The sequence below is a fragment of the Halococcoides cellulosivorans genome, assembly GCF_003058365.1.
GTDB lineage: Archaea > Halobacteriota > Halobacteria > Halobacteriales > Haloarculaceae > Halococcoides > Halococcoides cellulosivorans.
Window position 1 is genome coordinate 1,466,787 of record NZ_CP028858.1, and the last position, 17,137, is coordinate 1,483,923.

The following is a 17,137-nucleotide window of genomic DNA, read 5'->3' on the forward strand; positions in this document are numbered from 1 at the left end:
ACTGTGTCACGCCCGACGGCGTCACGCGTACCCCTCCGCGAGCGCGCGGTCACCGGGGCGGTCGACCTCGATCGCGAGCGCCGAATCGTCCCAGACCAGCCACTCGGTCTCGCTCCCATCGACCAGTCCCAGGCCGGTCGGCACGACCGTTCGCCCGTCGATCTCGCGGGTGCGATCGACACTCACGCCGATCGCGCGAACGAGCGCGAGCGGGACCGCGACCGCGAGACCGCGATCGTCGTGGGCCAACCGGAGCCGGCGGACGTGAGCGGCGTCGAGGAAAGGGAGGTCCGCAGTCGCCGTCACGACCGGTCGGACGACCCGATCGAGCGCATAGGAGAGGTCCTCGACGTAGCCCGCGCCGGGCGCGTCGATGATCGGCGGATCGAGCGCCGCACGGGTCTCGGGCGTGGCAGGCGAGGTGACCGCGTAGACGGTCTCCAGGACCGCGTCGAGGGCGTCACGGACGCGCTCGACCATCGGGACGCCGTCGATCTCGACGAGTGGTTTCTCGCAATCAGCGTCGAGGCGCTCGCCCCGTCCGCCACACATCACGAGACCGTCCACACGATCACCCCCGCGTGGACCGCACAGATTCGGGCCGTAGCGTGACTCGCCCCGAGAACGTCGCCGGTCAGTCCACCGAGCGTCCGTCGCGCCCAGGTCCAGACCGCGAGCGCGGCGAGTGTGCCACCAGCGCCGACCGCGACCGGGACGAGCGGGCCCGCGAGGGCCGCTGCGGCGACGAGTGGCGTGCCGATGAGGCCCGCGATCAGAGCGTCGATCCCGCCCGCAGGCTCGATCACCGTCGCGCCCAATCCGTCGGTCGCTGCGGACCCGCCGACCGCGAGCGCGACCATCGCGACACTCGCCGTCGCCTCGCTCGCGAGGACGATCCCCGCCGCCTGGACTGCAGGCCCGTTCGCGAGTGTGAGGCCGGCGGCGACCAGCGCCGCGACGCTGCCGGCGATCGCGAGCGTGCCGCCGACGCCGATCGCGGTGTCGGCCACGATCGCGCGGCGCTCGGCGGGCGAACCGTGGGCGGCCGCCCCGTCCGCACAGTCCGCGAGGCCGTCGAGATGGGTGATCCCGCCGACGGCGACGAGCGCGAGCAGGTACGCGATCGCGACGGTCGCAGACGGTCCAGGCAGTACGACCGCGAGCGCGCCGGCGAGTCCGGTCGGGACCGCCGCGAGGACGAGCACGCCCGGGCGATCGGTGAGCGCAGTCCAGGCGTCGTCGTCGACGCCGACGGGCAAGCGCGTGCCGAACCCGATCGCACCGACGACCGCGGGAATCATCCCACGCCTCCAAGGACGTGACTCCCACGCTGCAGAGCCAGCGGGGCGAGCGCCACCAGAAGCGCCGTCACGAGAATCGCGAGCCAGGCCGCCCGATCGACGACCGTGATCGCGCTCTCGACCTCTCTGGTCGTGGGGAGCGACCCGCTCCCGACGCGGTAGGCCCCGGGCTTCTCGACGGTGACGCCGAGCACCGCAGCGAGCGTCGCCATCGGCCATCCGGCGTTCGGTGAGGCGGGGCGGCGCGCCGTCGAACGCGCCCGCCAGACGGCACCCGGATCGACCGCGGCGAGAGCGATCGCGAGCGCTGCCAGGCGAGCGGGCACGAACGCGACGACGTCGTCGGTCCGCGCGCTCGCCCAGCCGAGCGGCCGGTCGGGATAGCCGATCGTCGCGTCGAGCGCGTCGATCGCGGTGACCGCCGCGGTGCCCGCGGCGGCCGCTGCGGGCGAGTGGACCGATCCGAGCAGAAAGCCCGCGAGCGGGGCGACCAGTCCGTCGGCCAGGTTCTCCGCGACGCTCTCTGCGATCGCGGAGCGGCGCCGAGCGGGGTCGAGATCGTCGGTCGAGCGCCCGACGAGCGCGGCGAGGTCTCCGGACCGATCCAGACACTCGCGTGCGACCGCGAGCAAACGGCGGCGACTCATCGACAGCCAGAGAACCACGCCCGCGACAGCGACGCCGAGCGGAGCGGCGATCGTCTCTGCGACCGCCGTCACACCGCCCGCAAGACCCGCGGCGAGCGCGACGATGACGGCGACGACGCCGACGCCCGCGAATCGAGGGGCCGGCCAGTCACGATCGAGCGTCTCGATCGCCCGGCCGAGCCACGCGACGGGGTGCAATCGGTCGGGGGGCTCACCGAACAGGGTATCGAGCGCGACCGCGAGGACGACCGCCGTCGCGGCCATCATCGACGGCGCCGGACGAGTCCCGCGCCAGCGACGAGCGCGATCGCCCCCGCGGCGGGGCCGAACCCGGGGCCGCCAGCGTCGGTCGGTGCCGCGGGCGTCTGGGTCGTGGTCGTCGCCATCGCCGCGTCGCTATCGCCGGTCGTCGTCTCGGTGCCGTTCACCGTGATCGATGCGTTCGCAGTGCCGTTCGTCGTGAACGATGCGGACGCGCCGTGGAGGTGTCGGGCGATCCGTTCCAGTGGGTTCGTGACGCGCGGGCCGGCCTGGTGGAGGTAATCGCGATTCACGCGGACGATCTGCTCGTCACGAACGGCCGTCGTGTTCGCGAGCGCGGTGCTGTCGATGTCGGTGCCCTCGGGCGCGACGATCCAGTCGGGATCCTCGCGGGCGAGCACTTCGGCGCTGATCTGGCCGTACTCGCTGATGTTCGCGCGGGCCGCGACGTTCTCGCCGCCCGCCGTGGCGATCACGTCACCGATGAACGTGTCGGGACCGGCGGTCCAGCCGCCACCCATCGCGTAGTACACCAGCGGGCGGTCACGGTCGGCGGTCCCCTCGCGCACGTCCGAGACGCGCGTCTCGGTGTCGGAACTCACCGTCGCGGCGGCCTCACAGGCTCCGATCAGGCGACCGGTCGTCCGGGTCTTCTCGGAGACGCCCGCCAACGATCCGACCTGCCGGAAGTGATAGACGGTCAGCCCCGAACTACGGAGGGTCTCGACGGTCTCGGGATCGGTGACGTTCGGGGCCAGGACGAGGTCTGGCTCCTGGGCGACGACGGTTTCGATCTTCGGTTGGCCGGTTTCAGTGACGACGTTGGTGACGCCGTCAGTGCCGTTCAGGTAGGTCGCGTGATACTCACGGGGCATCCCGACGACACGATCCTGAGCGCCGAGCGCCCAGACGGTCTGGGCCGCACTCGGCGCGAGAACGACGATCCGGTCGGGAGACTCCTCGACGGTCACGGTCGTTCCGGTCGCGTCGGTCCGTTCGTGTGGGAACTCACACTCCGCCGCCGTGTCGGCCACCCCGAGCGGCGGGACGGCGGCGACGGCGATCAGGAGAACCGCGACGATGACGATCGGTGTGCGTGTTCGCATCGGCCACCGGTTCCGGCCAGTCCAATAAATACTTACCTAATGCAAGTCGAGTTGCCTTCGATGAACAGGGTCGTCCGGACCGTCCGCTGGAGCGGTGGGCTCGTCGCCGCGCTCGTCGTCGCGACCGTCCTCGCGGCGACGATCGGCCCGGTCGCGCTGGACGCTCAGACGGTCGTTCGAGCGGTGCTCTCGGGGATCGCAGTGCCCGTGCCGCAGTTCGTCGACGGGCGTCTCGCGATCGCATCGACGCCGCTGGCGAGCGCGCCCGAGGGGTCGACGGTCACGATCGTCCGGTCGATCCGACTCCCACGGATCGCGCTCGCCGCGGTCGTCGGCGCGGCGCTCGCGGCGGCGGGGACGATCATGCAGGGCCTCTTTCGGAATCCGATGGCCGACCCCTCGATCGTCGGCGTCTCCGCAGGCGCCGCGGTCGGGGCCGTCGGGGTGATCGTCCTGCCCGCCGCGATCCCGTTCGGCCTGCAGACGGCCGCGTTCACCGGCGCGCTCGTGACGGCGTTCGGCGTCTACCTGCTCGCGACCAGGGGCGGGCGCACACCCGTCGCGACGCTGTTGCTCGCGGGCGTCGCCGTCCAGACGCTGCTCGGCGCGGCGCTGTCCGTCCTCCTCCTCCACGCGGGCCACGACCTCGAACGGGCGATGTACTGGCTGATGGGTGATCTGCGCAACGCCACCTGGGGCGAGGTCGGCGTCACCCTCGCGATCACCCTGTTCGCGGTCGCCGCTCTCCTTCCGTACGCGCGATCGCTGAACGTCCTGTTGCTGGGCGAAGGTGACGCCGCGACGCTGGGCATTCCCGTCGAGCGGACGAAGCGGATCCTCCTCGCGCTGTCGGCAGTCGTCACGGGCGGCGCGGTCGCGGTCGCGGGCGTCATCGGCTTCGTCGGGTTGATCGTCCCCCACGTCATGCGCCTGCTGGTCGGCCCGGATCACCGCATTCTGTTGCCCACGAGTACGCTACTCGGGGCGACCTTCCTCGTCGCCGCCGATACCCTCGCGCGGTCGGGGCCCGCCGAACTCCCGGTCGGCATCGTCACCGCCGCAGTCGGCGCCCCGTTCTTTCTGGCGCTGCTCCGCCGCCGGGAGGTGTCGGACCTGTGAGTCGGTGTCGCGTCGCGGACCTCGTCGTCGACCGTGGCGAGCGGCGCGTCCTCGACGGCCTCTCCCTGTCGCTCGATCCCGGCGAGATCGTCGCGCTCGTCGGCCCGAACGGCGCGGGCAAGACGACGCTGCTGGAGGCGATCACGGGCGTCGTCGACCGCGACGCGGGCCAGATCCACCTCGACGACGACTCGATCGACGAACTGGGCCGACGCGATATCGCCCGGCGGGTCGCGAGCGTCCCGCAGAATGGTGCGGTCGGCTTCGATCTGACGGTCGAAGACCTCGTCGGAATGGGCCGAACGCCATACCGATCGCGGTTCGAACTGTCGATGGGGGCGAGCGATCGCAATGCGGTCGGCGCGGCCATCGATCGGTTGGGCCTCGAATCGCTGGCCGATCGTCCGTTGACGACCCTGAGCGGTGGGCAGCGTCGGCGTGCGTACCTCGCGCGCGCACTCGCCCAGGACGCCCCGGTACTCGCACTCGACGAACCGACCGCGAGTCTCGACATCGCGCACACCCGCGAGATCTTCGAAGCGGTCGTGGATCTGGCAGGCGCGGGGCGCACGGTGATCGCGGCGATCCACGACCTGAGCGTCGCCGCGCGGTACGCCGACCGGATCCTCGTGCTCGCGGACGGTGACATCCGCGCCCGTGGGCGGCCCGCGACGGTTCTCGACTCCGACGCCGTCGAGACTGCCTTTGGAACGTCGGTCGGCGTCGCGACCGACCCGATCACGGGAACGCCCACGATTCGGCCCGTCAGCGATGCGGGCAGCGAACGGATTCACGTCGTCGGCGGCGGCCCAGTCGCGGCCGGAGTGATCGGCCGACTCGCTGACGCCGGGCGAGTGGTCTCGGTCGGCCCGGTCCGAGAGGGCGATGTCGCCGCAGAGGCCGCCGCTGCGCGGGATATGACCAGTATTCGAGTCTCACGAGCGGGCCCGATCGACGAGCGAGCGATCGAACGCACCCGAAGAGTCGTCACCGAGGCCGGGACACTCGTCGTGGCCGGTGTCGCCGCGGGCCACCGCACGATCGCCCAGCGCCTCGCGGCGGCTGCCGATCGATGTGTCGTGGTTGACGACCGGTCCGAGACGGAATCGATCGCTGCCCTGCTCGACGCCTCGGTAGAGACGGCCACGCCGGACGAGATCATCGACCGTCTGTGCGGTGCCCCGACGGATCGAGCCGACCCAGAGCGAGAGCACGGGAGTCCACCGACCGCCGACGATCCGGCACGATCGGGTCAGTTCGTCTCGGAGTCGCGGTGAACCAGGACGAGCCCCGTCATCGAAAGCACAGTTCGGCCCTCGACGGTCGTCTCAACGTCCAGCGCGACCCGTCCCCGCCGGTCGTCGTAGTCTTCACGCGCGGCGACCTCGACGGTCGTGACCAGTCGATCGCCCGGTCGGACCGGCGTCGGCCACCGCAACTGGTCGACGCCGAGACCCACATCGACGGCGACCTCGGAGAGCCAGCACTCGACCATCGCGTCCATCGTGACGGCTGCGGTATGCCACCCACTCGCGATCGGATCGTCGGCATCGCAGTGCATCGGCTGCGGGTCGAACTGTGCCCCGAAGGAGACGATGTCGTCTTCGGTGACTGTCCGGGGCTCGGCCCGGCGACGTTCACCGACCGACAGCGCCGAAAACGTTCGCATACCAGTCCAACGAGGGCCGTCGCGGAGAACCTGTCGGTCGCGAGGTCACTCAGAAACGCAGTCCACCGGCGCGCTCGGCAGCCTCGAGCAGATCAGCGATCGAATCGTCCGGCCCGAGGTCCATCCGGGAGAGCGTCGTCCGGAGCCCCTCGGTCGGATAGGTGATCGGAACTGTCATTTCGAGCAGCAAAATCCCCAGAATCTCGTCGATCGGGGTGTCCCGGTCGAGATGGCGAGCGTACCAGAGCACGAGGTTCTCGAAGACCGCCGTCACGTCGTCGGAGGTCATCTCCCGGCGCTCGACACGTTCGTCGAAGGTGCCAGTGACGTGAAAGCCGTACCGGGCGCTCGTCTCGCCCATGTGCTGTTCGAGAAACTCCTCGACGGCCCCACGGTCGATCACGGGGTCGGGGGCCGACTCCTCACGGGGTTCCGGGGCTCGTTGGGCCGTCGTCGACGGTTTGGACACGTCGAGGTCACCGATCGGATCGTGCGGGGAGACGACGTATCGGCCCTCCTCGATCTCTGCGACGTGTTCGTCGTCGGTGATGTCGAGCTCCTCGGGGGCGAGCACACCGCCCTCGTCGTCCTCGTCGTCTGGGCCCCCTGGCATTGTATACCGTAGGCTACGGGAGAATGCCACATAACTCCGTCGCCGCCGCTCGACGGTCGGGGAACGCGAAAAAGAAAGGACGGCGCTTACAGTTCGACGGACTCTTTGCCAGACAGCGAGTCCGGGACGTTCAGCGTGACGGTCGTCTGCCCACCGGAGCGGGTGTTGACCTGCATGGTGACGGTGTCACCGCTGTCGAGGTTAGAGAGACCCGACTGATTCAGGTCGACCGTGACGATCGCCCGGTCGACCGGGTCGTTCAGCGTCTGATCGTCGAGGATCGATCCGTCGTTGTCACGGAGGGTCGTCCAGCTAAACGTCGCGAACGACGGCGAACTGATCTGATCGGAGACCAGTTGCGTACTCCCGCTGGCCGTAATCCACTGGATCGTCGTGTCGTTGAGGTTCACGTCGGCCGACCCCGGTGCGAGGCGAACGGTCATGTTGGCCTCGTTGATCTGGCCACTATTCACGTTCCCGACCGTACTCACTTCGACGAGTCGGTTGGTGACCTGCTCGGCGGCCTGCTGGCCACTCTGTTCGGCACTACTCTGGAGGAATCCAGCCGTGTTGATCAATACGCCCGCTGCGATCGCCGCGACCAGCACCATCGCGATGAACACGATGAGTGTGCCGATCCCGACCTGACCGCGGTCGTCGGTATCCGTTGTGATTCGTTCGAACATGGTTGATTGCCTGCTTCAGGCGGTACAGATCAGTTACCGCCTAACCCCATTAATACTGACCCCCCTATTATCAGAGTTGAGTATTACGTTCCATCGGAGAGAACAGCGGTATCAGAAGAGAATATCGACCGACGCAGACGGGTTCAGCCTACAGTTCGACGGACTCCTTGCCGGACAGCGAGTCCGGGACGTTCAGCGTGACGGTCGTCTGCCCACCGGAGCGGGTGTTGACCTGTAGCGTCACGGTGTTGCCGCTGTCGAGGTAGTTGAGTTCCGCCTGGCTCAGGTCGATCGTGATGATCGCCCGGTCGACGGGGTCGTTGAGGGTGTTGTCGTCGGTGATAGACCCGTCGTTGTCACGGAGCGTCGTCCAGTTGAACGTCGCGAACGACGTCCCGCTGACCTGGTCAGAGACCAGTTGCGTACTCCCGCTGGCCGTGATCCACTGCATCGTCGTGTCGTTGAGGTTCACGTCGGCCGACCCCGGCGCGAGCCGGACGGTCATGTTGGCTTCGACGATCTGTGAACCATTCACCTCGCCGACCGTGCTCACTTCGACGAGTCGGTTGGTGACCTGCTCGGCGGCCTGCTGGCCACTCTGTTCGGCACTACTCTGGAGGAATCCAGCCGTGTTGATCAGTACGCCCGCTGCGATCGCCGCGACCAGCACCATCGCGATGAACACGATCAGCGTGCCAATCCCGACCTGTCCGCGGTCGTCCGTATCCGTTGTGATTCGTTCGAACATGGGTACTCGTCCGGACGAACCGGACGTTACCTCAGAGTAGTCGAACATTCTACTTAACCGATTCCCCCCTATTATCGATCACGATAACTTATTACCCGAGGTCAGATTGGTTGATCTCAGCAGTGATAGAATGGAACCGAGCCGACACAGACGAGGACAGAACCGCGAACGACACACGACACGAGCGGCGACACCCTCGTCAGGAGCGATACGTGATGAGACTGTAGATGACGAACAGATACCCGAAGGTCGTGAGTCCGCTGTTGACGAGCAACAGCGATCGCGCCCCTTCGAAGTTCGTGATGAACGCGCTAATCATCGTAGCCGATGCACCGGCGACGGCGAGGGCGAAGCCCAGCGAGAGGTGGAGCATCGCCTTCCGTGATGTCTCCGCGTACGCGCGCATCGCCATGCCCACCATGGTGAGCCCAGCGACGACGAAAATCAGCGTGAGGACGGCGTACAGAAGTTCAATCATCGATACATATTCATAGCACTCACCCCCCCATAAATCTCCTCACAAAAATACAGCCAGTGATAATCGGCTCTCAGACGCTGAACGGTCAGCTCTCGGAGAGGGTGCGCCAGGCCTCGTCGAGTTTGTTCGCGACCTCCGAGCGTTCTTCGACGACGATCGACAGCGAGTCGTCGAAGTCGACACGGACCTCGTCGACGTTCCGCCGGTACACCTTGATCCGGCGACGGTCCTCGGAGAGCACGCTGTCGTGGAGTTCGAGGAGATTGTGGTCCGTGAGTTCGTCGATCCGGCGGTACGTGGTCGCGATCGGAATGTCGAGTTCGTCGCTCAGGTCCTGGGCCGATCGCGGTTCGTCGGTGGCATCAAGGATCTCCGCACTGTACTTGTTCCCCAGAGTCCGAAGAAGATCGACCGAGGCCATTTGTTATCAATAGTTGAATTTGTGGGGGCTTAAATCTACTGGGAATCAACCGTGATAGCACCCGGACAGACGATGTGGCAATATCGGCATCGAGAGGACTCAAATAACCCGAAATCGGCCGTTATCAGGGTTGAATCGGGGCGGAGTTTCGGTGAGCCTGGATCGTTCAGAGCGGGTATTCGTCCTCGTTCATCATCGAGAACGCACTGGCGTTCTTGTGGACCTTGATGCCGCCCTGTTCGATCTCGATCGGGAAGATGTCGGTATCGATTTTCTGCTTGCGCATCTTCGCGACCCAGACGTACCGATTGACCCCAGACTCGGTCGGCGTCTGGAGCAAGTAGATGTTGCCGTCGGTCAGGTAGTTCTCCAGGCCGATATCCGATTTGGGGAACACCGCGCCCTGCTCGTTGGTCATCAACGTGGTCAGCCCGTTCTCTTTGAGGATATCGGTGAATTTGAGGAGGTAGGTCCGGCGTTCTTTCTCGTCGTCGAAAAAGAGCTCGAACATCGCGAGCGAGTCCAGCACGACACGCTCGAATTCACTGTCCTTGCAGTCGTCGAGGATCAGATCGAGAGAGGTCGAGAACTCGTTGTCGCTGAGCAGTTCACGCTTGTCGTAGATCCTGATCTGGTCGGAATCGACGTATTCGGCCCAGCGGTCCAGCCCGATCGACTCGGCGGCCTCGCGCAAGTCCTCCTGGTTTTCCTCGAACGAGAGGAAGATGCCCTTCTCGTCGAACTGGTCGACACCGTTGTAGATGAACTGGAGCCCGAAAATCGTCTTCCCGGCCCCGGGGTTTCCGCTGACGAGCGTCGTCGAGTTCTTCACGATGCCCCCGTTGAGAATCGAATCGAGACCGTCGATACCGGTTTTGGTGAGTTCGATCATCTGTGTGTGGGTTCCTTGTCTCGAAAATCTTATCCGAGTGGTCAAAAAACCTTGTTCCTCGATCGGGGGCGATCCACCGCCATCGCCGGGACGTTTATCTTCATCTCTCCGCTACGTGGTCACATGGACGTTGACATTGTACCGATCGGCAACATATCCGGGCCCGTCAAGCGGGAAGCGTCGCGGGCACTCCGATCGGTGTTCGATTTCGACGTTTTCGTTCGCGATACGGAGCCCATCCCGGACTCGGCGTACGACGCCTCACGCGATCAGTACCGGGCCGAATCGCTGATCGATCTGGTCAGCACGGCTGGCCGGGCAGAGAAGAATCTGGGGCTGACCGAGGCCGATCTGTTCTACTCACAACGGAACTTCGTGTTCGGACTCGCCTACCTCCGTGGAGCGGCCGGCATCGTCTCGACGAACCGACTCCGCATGCAATCGGACGGCGGCTTTTCGAACCGATCGGACGACGACGTGTTTGCCGACCGGGTTCGCACCGAAGTCACCCACGAAATCGGCCACACGCTCGGACTCGAACACTGCGACGACGAACGCTGTGTGATGCACTTCTCACCGACGGTCAGAGACGTCGACCAGAAAGACGAACACCTCTGTGGGACCTGCGCGAAGTCACTCGACCCGCTCTGATCGGTGATGGCCGCGGATCCGATGGACCGATACCGCGCGTCCGATCGAACGCGACTCAGCGATCGGTTCTGACGACAGCGCCGGGGTCGGTACGCGCCCCGGATTCGAGAACGCTCCCCGCGTCGATCGACGTGTCGATCCCCGTTTTTACGTCGTCACCCGTGACGACGCCGAACTTCCGGCGGTCCGTCGAGACGCGTTCGCCGTCGATCGCGACCTCGACGGAGGTCTCGTCGTGACGGAGGTTCGCGACGGTCGTCCCCGCGCCGAAATTGCAGTTCCGGCCGATGACGCTGTCACCGACGTAGGAGAGATGCGCGACGCTCGTCCCGGCCCGCACGATCGAGTTTTTGATCTCCACGCTTTGGCCGCCGAGCGAGGCGTCCGGCCCGATCACTGTCTTCCCGCGGATGTAGGCGTTCGGCCCGACCTCCGCCCCCGAGCGGACGATGACCGGGCCTTCGATCACGGTGCGTGCGTCGACGGTCGCGCCCGATTCGACGACGACTGGCCCGCGGAGAGTCGCGTCCTCGTGGACCGAGCCCTCGATCCGGCGGTCGAGGTCGTCGAGCGCGCGCTCGGTCGCGGCCAACAGGTCCCAGGGGCGACCGACGTCGAGCCAGCGATCGAACTCGACGGCCTGCACGTCGTGACTGTCGATCACGCGCTCGAGCACGTCGGTGAGTTCGTACTCACCACGCTGACTCTGGGGAACGTCGAGACAGTCGAGGGCCGCCCCGGGGAACACGTACGCGCCCGCGTTGACGGTGTAGGACTCGGGCGCTGACGGTTTCTCTCGAATGCGGGTCGCGACGCCGTCCGTGACGGTGATCACCCCGTACTCCCGGGGGTCCTCGACGCGCGTGACGCCGACGGCAGGGCCACCGTCGAACAGCGCGGCGAGGTCGTCGGGATCGTACCAGTTGTCGCCGTTGAGGACGGCGAAGGGCCCGTCGAGGCGGTCGCGCGCGGTCCGGACAGCGTCGGCCGTCCCCAGGCGCTCGGGTTGGTGGGCGAACGTCACCGGCACGCCGCGATAGGCCGACCCGAAATACGACCGGATCGCCTCGGCCTCGTAGCCCACGACGACGATCAGTTCGGTCGCTCCAGCGGCGACCGCCGCGTCGGCCACGTGCGCGACGAGCGGGCGGTCACCGACGGGGAGCATGGGTTTGGGCGTCGCGTCGGTCAACGGGCCCATCCGCGTCCCCTCACCCGCCGCGAGCACGACGGTCTGCATACACATCAGTCGGGGATCACGCCCAATAGGGGTGACGAAACGGGCCAGGTCGACGGACGCGGTCCTCCGGGCCGAGAGAACTGATCGCCAGAACCACCGAAGAGTGCTCGGTCCGGGATTCGAACCCAGGTCATCGGCTCGAAAGGCCGATATGATTGGCCGGACTACACCAACCGAGCGCCATCAGACGATTGCGTGCAGGGGCACTTAAACTCGTCTTTCCAGTCCCGCCGTCGGTCCGCCGGCCGTCACTCCAGGATGGCCGCGGCCCGGTCCTGCCAGCGACCGACTCGCGTCTCCGAGAGGTCGGTCGAATCGGCCAGCGACGCCGTATCGGCCTCGACGAGCGCATCGACCGACGACACCCCCGCGTCGATCAGCCGTTGTTCGTAGGCCGGGCCGATCCCCTTGATGTCGGTCAGATCGGGGCCAGTCGAACTGGTGTCGGCGTCGGCCTCGTCCGACTCTGCCTCTTCGATCGGCGTGCTCGAAGACGTGACAGCGTCGCCTCCTCGCTGATCGTCGCCCCGACTCGCCGTCGTGGTGTCCGTCGAGACCGGGTCACTCTCGGCGGTGGCCTCGGCCTCCTCGATGCCGACCGCCGTGGAACTGCCCGCCCCGCCCGAAGCGCCGTCCGATCGGGTGGCACTGCCAGCCCCGCTTCCGGCGGTATCGTCCAGATCAGTTCCAGCGGTGTCGTCGCTGTCGTCTCGACCGACCGCGGAGTCGGCCTCGGTCTCGTGGTCTCCCGGCCCCTGGGCGTCTGCGAAGGCCTCGGGGCCGGCCTGAACGTCGGACTCGTCACCGTCGTATCCCGGGGGGACACCCCATTCTTCTGGGTCCTCTGTCTCCATCGTGGTCCCGCCCTCGCCGCCGTCGGTCGTGTGATCGGGTGGCGAGTCGTCGACAGCCACGTCCACGTCGCTGTTCGTCGATTCCGACCGCGTCGATCCGAGTCCGAGAAGCGATTTGATCCGATCCAGCAGCGTCATGGTCCCAAATACCGGCCGCCCCTACATAAAATCGATCGCCGTGAGACACGAATTCACCGGGCGGCAGTGCCGATCGTCACGATTGCACACCTCCTTCGAGTCAATTCTCCGTGAGGTCCGCCCGGAGGGCCTGCCTCATCGCGTCGACGGGTGGGTCGGCGCCCGTCCAGTGTTCGAACGCGGCCACGCCCTGATACAACAGCATCCACCCGCCGTCGACGGTCGTCGCGCCCGCCGCGGCCGCGTCGGAGAGCAATTGGGTCTCCAGTGGCTGATAGACGGCGTCGAGGACGGTCAGATCGGCGTGAAGGTGCTTGGCCGGCACCGGCGTCTCCGAACTCTCCATCCCGACGCTGGTCGCGTTGACCAACACGCTGGCCTCCGGGACGAGCGAACCGAGAGCGTCGAGGCCGTGCCCGCGCGCATCATCGACGAGGGCAGCGACCTCGTGGGCGCGCTCGACGGTGCGATTGACCACGTCGACCGACAGGCCCGCGTCCGCGAGGCCGACCGTGATCGCCCGGCCCGCACCGCCCGCGCCGACGACGACGGCGTTCCCCGAGAGCGCCCCAGCGTGATCGCGAAGCGCCCGGACCGCCCCGGTGGCGTCGGTGTTGTACCCGACGGGGCGGCCGTCCTCGAAGGCGACGGTGTTGACCGCGCCGATGCGTTCGGCCAGCGGGTCCGGATCGACGACGTCGAGGACGCTCTCTTTGAACGGAATCGTGACGTTCAGTCCGTCCAGGCCGAGTGTCGCCGCTGCCTCGACGGCGCGGGCCCCATCCGATGGGTCGGGTTCGAAGGTGACGTAGCGTGCGTCCATGTCGAGGGCCTCGTAGGCCGCTTCGTGCATCGGTGGGGACAGCGAGTGCTCGATCGGCGTGCCGATCAGCCCGTAGACGTCCATGAACGGGCAACGAACGAGCGACAAAAAACGGCGGCGATCGGACCCACGGCCCCAGGGGATCGAGGCCACCGGCGGGTCGACGGTGTGAATCGAGCGCCGCTCAGATCAGTTCGAACAGCGCGAGGACGTCATCGAGGTCGACCCCGCCGTCACCGTTGAAGTCGTAGAACTCCAGGTTGCCCTGTTGGCTCGCCGTGTCCGTGTTCTGGAACAGCGTGTTCACGTCGGGGAAGTCGACCTTCCCGTTCCCGTTGACGTCTTCGTACTTGCCGTCGCCGTCGGGGTCGGTCGCCGCCGGGTTGGTCGGCCAGTCCGGTTCGTCGGGCGTCGGCTCCGGATCCGCCTCGGGCGGCACGGCCGTGATGCCGTCGACCTCCGCGAGCGCACCGAACAGTGGTGCGCTGTAGTTGATCGCCCACTCGTTGGTCGCGAACGAACAGTGCTGATCGACGTAGGACAAGGCGTTCGGCGTGTCGAGGCCGGCTTCTTCCTCGGTACAGTCACCCTCGATACCTGCGACGTTGTTGTGCGGACCGCCCACGAGCATGCCAGGGATGAGCGTCTCGGTGCTCTGGATCATGCGGTCGTGCGGGGCCTGGGTCGAGGTGCTCCCCCAGTCGGTGACGTACGAATAGCCCGTCGCAGACCGACCGAGCGCGTGGTGGAGCGGCGACATGATCCACTCCGCGCCGTCGGCGTCCGGACCGACGTAGTTGACCGTCGAGGTGTCGAAGCCCCAGCGCCCCTGAACCGCACGGGAGACGCCCGACTTGACACAGCCCCAGTAGTAGTCGTACAGGCCCGTCGTGTAGGCGTCGTTGTAGTCAACCTGCGTGTTGTTGGGATTGTATCGCTGCTGGATCCAGAACTGTTTCTGGAGCGCGGTTCGCGCCGCGGTCACGGCGGAATCGCTGACGTTGTTCTCGATGCCGTACATCCCGTAGGCGTACTGGCCGAGCGAGACGGCGTCGGGCCAGTCGACCGGCTGGGTCGCCGTCTCCGCGGGCAGCGAGACCGACCCGTTGTAGGTCTCGTAGTCCGGGAGGTTGCCGATGGCGTCCGCGTACGTGCTGTCTCCGGTCGTCCGGAGGAGTTCGGCATACGCCCAGTAGCGGTCGCCGGTGTCCGTCTCGTTGCGGGTGTAGCCACCGGACCCGCCGTCCTGGTTGACCGACTTCTCCCAGACGACGTCGGGGTTGTTCTGGAGCCACTCGGCACCAGCCTTCGCCGCGTCGAGCATGTCGCTGGCGAGTTGATCGTCGACACCCTCGAACACGCGAGCGGCGACCGCGAAGGCACCGACACCCTGGGCCGTCCCGGCCGACGAGAGGCCGTACACTTTCCGTGTGAGGTCGGTGTCCTCTTCCGGCGGCACCTCGGGCGACCAGTCGTCAGCGGCGACCTTGAAGTACAGCGCGCCGTCCGAGCGCTGCATTTTCGCGAGGAAGCGCAGCCCCCAGGCGGCCTCCGCGAGCACGTCGGGCATGTCGCCGGCGTGCGGGTCGTCGATACTGTCCGGGATCGCGAAGTCACCGACACCGAACGCGTCGGGGTTGCGCTCGTAGGCGAGCATCAACTGCGCGGCGGTGATACCCGTCGTGATGACGTACTTGCCGTAGTCACCTGCGTCGTACCAGCCGCCGGTGACGTCGATCGTGTCACCGGGGCTGTCGTCGACGAGGAAATCCGACGTTGCGGGCTCGGGGATCACGGCTTCTTGGTCTTGCATGTGGCCCGGCCCGATGTCGAGGCCCGTGACGGGGTCGGTGATGTCGGCGTTCGCGCGTTTGAGCGTATACACGCGCCCGACGTCCGAGAGCACCCGGCCGTAGACCTCTTTGGCCGATCCGACTTCGAACTCGTGGGACTCGTAGCTGCCGGCGACGACCTTGTAGGTACCGCTGGTCGTCAGGCCGGTGAAGTCGGCGTATTTGACGCTGTGGCCCGAACTCTCGACGCCCTCGTAGAACGTGTCCTCGACGGCATCACTGAGCGTCCCACTCTCGACGGCGTCGCCGGTCTCGACGTCGACGACCTCGAACGAGGAGACGCTCGCGAGGTCGGCCTGACCGGAGGAGACGATCGCGACTTTCTGCATGTCGGTGGCATAGCCCACCTGATTCACGCGAATCGCCTTGCTCTCGTCCCACGATGGCGCTGCGAGGGCCGTCCCCGCGCTCGTCCCCAAAACGCCTGCCGCCGTCAGTCCCCCGACTGACTTGAGTACTGTCCGTCTGTTCTGTGGCTGCATATCAACCATACGAATGAATTAACACGGTCCGCGCATAAAAATTTATCTCATTAATCGTTCAAAGTTCTCCCGGAGGGTCGGCGTCGATCGATCACAGCGTCCGGATCGGCGTGGCCAATCGTCGCGTTCCGATCGGCGTCAGCCGACGAGTTCGGCGTGGAGGCCCGAGCGAGGCGTCAGTCCGAGAGTTCGGTCCGCAGCGTCCCGACCGTCGCTTCGCGTTCGGCGTGGGCGTCGTGCTGGTGAATAGATTCTTCGTTGGTTTGAATCATTCGAACGACGGCGTCGTCGGCGAGGTCCGGAAACGTCTCGACGACGCCCTCGGCCATCGCGCGAACGCAGTCCTCGACGAACTTCGCGTCGGCGTGGGCCTCGCGGGTCATGTGGTCCTCGTCGGGTCGTTTCGCCATGTTGTAGATCCGGGCGCTCATCGCGTCGCGAGCCACGTCGATGAGGTCGTTGAGATCGACCGGTGGCGCACCGTCGGCCTCGACCGACAGACGGGCGCGGCCACGCTGGGAGTGACCCGCCTGCGGGACGGCCTCCAGGAACTCGTCGACGACGCTGTCCTCGACACCCAGATCGGACAGGGTCTCGCGGGCGTGCGCGGCGGACATCCCCTGCGAACACGGACAGACGGTCATCCCGGTGACCTCGGCGCCGATCGACTCGCGCGTCCCCGCGTCGTCGGCGGTCGCTGACGCGTGGATGCGTGCGGTCGCCTGTGTCGGTCGATCGGTCGCGGGCGTCTGCTCGCGCATCATGTAGTCGGCTTCCATCTGCACCTCGGCACGTTCCGTGTAGTCGTGTTTGTCGAGGAGGCGCTCCGCGGCGTCGCCACAGACGTCTTCGACGCGATAGGCCGTCCCGGCGACGGCGTCTTCGAGGATCTCGTCGATCACCTCCATGTTGCGGCTCATGTCCGCACCCTTCCTGGAGCTCGGCAGGTCGACGTACACCGAAAACTCCGCCATCAGGACGATCGGCCGGCGATCGGCCCGGCCGAGTTTGACGAGTTTTTCGACGCCGGTGACGCCGACCCGCGTCAGGCCGACCCGTACGTCCGGATCGGTCGCCTGCACGTCCGGCAAGTTCGTACCCATGTGATCGGAGTTCGGTCGAACCCCGGGTAGGGCTTACGGTGGGGGCGACGCT

At 66.7% G+C, this 17,137-nt stretch carries 19 protein-coding genes and 1 tRNA gene; 3 read left to right on the top strand and 17 right to left on the bottom strand.

Annotation, left to right across the window (positions count from 1 at the left end; translation table 11 throughout):
* Positions 1-21: 21 nt before the first annotated feature.
* The 4 genes from HARCEL1_RS07220 to HARCEL1_RS07235 are packed head-to-tail and all read right to left on the bottom strand — an operon-like array spanning position 22 to position 3,315.
* Entirely contained in the window at positions 22-567 is a 546-nt protein-coding gene (locus HARCEL1_RS07220) for an NTP transferase domain-containing protein (RefSeq protein WP_233357307.1), read from the bottom strand.
* A complete protein-coding gene (locus tag HARCEL1_RS07225) occupies positions 552-1,301 on the bottom strand; it encodes an adenosylcobinamide-GDP ribazoletransferase (protein ID WP_108381881.1) in 750 nt (249 codons plus the stop codon). The genes HARCEL1_RS07220 and HARCEL1_RS07225 overlap by 16 nt, the downstream gene beginning before the upstream one ends.
* On the bottom strand, positions 1,298-2,212 hold the full coding sequence (locus HARCEL1_RS07230) for a CobD/CbiB family cobalamin biosynthesis protein (RefSeq protein WP_233357308.1): 915 nt from the start codon (positions 2,210-2,212) through the stop codon (positions 1,298-1,300). Before HARCEL1_RS07230 ends, HARCEL1_RS07225 begins: the two co-directional genes overlap by 4 nt.
* Positions 2,212-3,315 (bottom strand): PGF-CTERM-anchored ABC transporter substrate-binding protein, encoded by a 1,104-nt coding sequence (locus HARCEL1_RS07235; RefSeq protein WP_108381883.1) that lies wholly within the window; start codon positions 3,313-3,315, stop codon positions 2,212-2,214. The genes HARCEL1_RS07230 and HARCEL1_RS07235 overlap by 1 nt, the downstream gene beginning before the upstream one ends.
* A gap of 60 nt (positions 3,316-3,375) precedes the next feature.
* Between HARCEL1_RS07235 and btuC the strand changes: the two genes are divergently transcribed.
* Together btuC and HARCEL1_RS07245 are read left to right on the top strand one after the other, a co-directional pair.
* Positions 3,376-4,434, top strand: a complete 1,059-nt coding sequence (btuC, locus tag HARCEL1_RS07240) for a vitamin B12 ABC transporter permease BtuC (protein WP_233357309.1) — start codon at positions 3,376-3,378, stop codon at positions 4,432-4,434.
* Positions 4,431-5,711: an ABC transporter ATP-binding protein gene (locus tag HARCEL1_RS07245; RefSeq protein WP_108381885.1), complete on the top strand. Its 1,281-nt coding sequence runs from the start codon at positions 4,431-4,433 to the stop codon at positions 5,709-5,711. Before btuC ends, HARCEL1_RS07245 begins: the two co-directional genes overlap by 4 nt.
* Here the strand turns inward: HARCEL1_RS07245 and HARCEL1_RS07250 are convergent.
* From HARCEL1_RS07250 to HARCEL1_RS07280, 7 genes are all read right to left on the bottom strand, one after another.
* Positions 5,687-6,103: a MaoC/PaaZ C-terminal domain-containing protein gene (locus tag HARCEL1_RS07250; protein ID WP_108381886.1), complete on the bottom strand. Its 417-nt coding sequence runs from the start codon at positions 6,101-6,103 to the stop codon at positions 5,687-5,689. The two genes, HARCEL1_RS07245 and HARCEL1_RS07250, sit on opposite strands and share 25 nt — an antisense overlap.
* Before the next feature lie 49 nt (positions 6,104-6,152).
* Entirely contained in the window at positions 6,153-6,716 is a 564-nt protein-coding gene (locus HARCEL1_RS07255) for a DUF7500 family protein (protein ID WP_108381887.1), read from the bottom strand.
* A gap of 86 nt (positions 6,717-6,802) precedes the next feature.
* On the bottom strand, positions 6,803-7,402 hold the full coding sequence (locus tag HARCEL1_RS07260) for an archaellin/type IV pilin N-terminal domain-containing protein (RefSeq protein ID WP_108381888.1): 600 nt from the start codon (positions 7,400-7,402) through the stop codon (positions 6,803-6,805).
* 148 nt (positions 7,403-7,550) lie between these two features.
* A complete protein-coding gene (locus HARCEL1_RS07265; RefSeq protein WP_108381889.1) occupies positions 7,551-8,150 on the bottom strand; it encodes an archaellin/type IV pilin N-terminal domain-containing protein in 600 nt (199 codons plus the stop codon).
* 199 nt (positions 8,151-8,349) lie between these two features.
* Positions 8,350-8,628, bottom strand: coding sequence for a DUF7521 family protein (locus HARCEL1_RS07270; RefSeq protein WP_108381890.1), 279 nt, complete (start codon positions 8,626-8,628; stop codon positions 8,350-8,352).
* 85 nt (positions 8,629-8,713) lie between these two features.
* Positions 8,714-9,049, bottom strand: a complete 336-nt coding sequence (locus tag HARCEL1_RS07275; protein WP_108381891.1) for a winged helix-turn-helix domain-containing protein — start codon at positions 9,047-9,049, stop codon at positions 8,714-8,716.
* 166 nt (positions 9,050-9,215) lie between these two features.
* Positions 9,216-9,941 (bottom strand): RAD55 family ATPase, encoded by a 726-nt coding sequence (locus HARCEL1_RS07280; protein ID WP_108381892.1) that lies wholly within the window; start codon positions 9,939-9,941, stop codon positions 9,216-9,218.
* 123 nt (positions 9,942-10,064) lie between these two features.
* On the opposite strand from HARCEL1_RS07280, the gene HARCEL1_RS07285 reads away from it, so the two are divergent.
* Complete coding sequence (locus tag HARCEL1_RS07285; RefSeq protein WP_108381893.1) at positions 10,065-10,592, top strand: archaemetzincin family Zn-dependent metalloprotease; 528 nt, start codon at positions 10,065-10,067, stop codon at positions 10,590-10,592.
* A 55-nt stretch (positions 10,593-10,647) separates the two neighbouring features.
* Here HARCEL1_RS07285 and glmU read toward each other — a convergent pair whose 3' ends face one another.
* From glmU to mptA, 6 genes are all read right to left on the bottom strand, one after another.
* Entirely contained in the window at positions 10,648-11,832 is a 1,185-nt protein-coding gene (glmU, locus tag HARCEL1_RS07290) for a bifunctional sugar-1-phosphate nucleotidylyltransferase/acetyltransferase (protein WP_108381894.1), read from the bottom strand.
* A 104-nt stretch (positions 11,833-11,936) separates the two neighbouring features.
* Positions 11,937-12,011 (bottom strand) — tRNA-Glu (locus HARCEL1_RS07295).
* 69 nt (positions 12,012-12,080) lie between these two features.
* A complete protein-coding gene (locus tag HARCEL1_RS07300) occupies positions 12,081-12,824 on the bottom strand; it encodes a helix-hairpin-helix domain-containing protein (RefSeq protein WP_108381895.1) in 744 nt (247 codons plus the stop codon).
* A gap of 100 nt (positions 12,825-12,924) precedes the next feature.
* Positions 12,925-13,731 carry a shikimate dehydrogenase gene (locus tag HARCEL1_RS07305; RefSeq protein WP_108381896.1) on the bottom strand — a complete coding sequence of 269 codons (807 nt, stop codon included), beginning with the start codon at positions 13,729-13,731 and terminating at the stop codon, positions 12,925-12,927.
* Positions 13,732-13,831: 100 nt separating this feature from the next.
* On the bottom strand, positions 13,832-15,991 hold the full coding sequence (locus HARCEL1_RS07310) for a glycoside hydrolase family 9 protein (protein ID WP_108381897.1): 2,160 nt from the start codon (positions 15,989-15,991) through the stop codon (positions 13,832-13,834).
* A gap of 167 nt (positions 15,992-16,158) precedes the next feature.
* A complete protein-coding gene (mptA, locus tag HARCEL1_RS07315) occupies positions 16,159-17,085 on the bottom strand; it encodes a GTP cyclohydrolase MptA (RefSeq protein WP_108381898.1) in 927 nt (308 codons plus the stop codon).
* Positions 17,086-17,137 lie beyond the last annotated feature (52 nt).

Coding starts and splice junctions, on each gene's coding strand:
- HARCEL1_RS07225 (WP_108381881.1), bottom strand. CDS start 1,301: ATGATTCCCGCGGTCGTCGGTGCGATCGGGTTCGGCACGCGCTTGCCC.
- HARCEL1_RS07230 (WP_233357308.1), bottom strand. CDS start 2,212: ATGGCCGCGACGGCGGTCGTCCTCGCGGTCGCGCTCGATACCCTGTTC.
- HARCEL1_RS07235 (WP_108381883.1), bottom strand. CDS start 3,315: ATGCGAACACGCACACCGATCGTCATCGTCGCGGTTCTCCTGATCGCC.
- btuC (WP_233357309.1), top strand. CDS start 3,376: ATGAACAGGGTCGTCCGGACCGTCCGCTGGAGCGGTGGGCTCGTCGCC.
- HARCEL1_RS07250 (WP_108381886.1), bottom strand. CDS start 6,103: ATGCGAACGTTTTCGGCGCTGTCGGTCGGTGAACGTCGCCGGGCCGAG.
- HARCEL1_RS07255 (WP_108381887.1), bottom strand. CDS start 6,716: ATGCCAGGGGGCCCAGACGACGAGGACGACGAGGGCGGTGTGCTCGCC.
- HARCEL1_RS07260 (WP_108381888.1), bottom strand. CDS start 7,402: ATGTTCGAACGAATCACAACGGATACCGACGACCGCGGTCAGGTCGGG.
- HARCEL1_RS07265 (WP_108381889.1), bottom strand. CDS start 8,150: ATGTTCGAACGAATCACAACGGATACGGACGACCGCGGACAGGTCGGG.
- HARCEL1_RS07270 (WP_108381890.1), bottom strand. CDS start 8,628: ATGATTGAACTTCTGTACGCCGTCCTCACGCTGATTTTCGTCGTCGCT.
- HARCEL1_RS07275 (WP_108381891.1), bottom strand. CDS start 9,049: ATGGCCTCGGTCGATCTTCTTCGGACTCTGGGGAACAAGTACAGTGCG.
- HARCEL1_RS07280 (WP_108381892.1), bottom strand. CDS start 9,941: ATGATCGAACTCACCAAAACCGGTATCGACGGTCTCGATTCGATTCTC.
- HARCEL1_RS07285 (WP_108381893.1), top strand. CDS start 10,065: ATGGACGTTGACATTGTACCGATCGGCAACATATCCGGGCCCGTCAAG.
- glmU (WP_108381894.1), bottom strand. CDS start 11,832: ATGCAGACCGTCGTGCTCGCGGCGGGTGAGGGGACGCGGATGGGCCCG.
- HARCEL1_RS07300 (WP_108381895.1), bottom strand. CDS start 12,824: ATGACGCTGCTGGATCGGATCAAATCGCTTCTCGGACTCGGATCGACG.
- HARCEL1_RS07305 (WP_108381896.1), bottom strand. CDS start 13,731: ATGGACGTCTACGGGCTGATCGGCACGCCGATCGAGCACTCGCTGTCC.
- HARCEL1_RS07310 (WP_108381897.1), bottom strand. CDS start 15,991: ATGGTTGATATGCAGCCACAGAACAGACGGACAGTACTCAAGTCAGTC.
- mptA (WP_108381898.1), bottom strand. CDS start 17,085: ATGGGTACGAACTTGCCGGACGTGCAGGCGACCGATCCGGACGTACGG.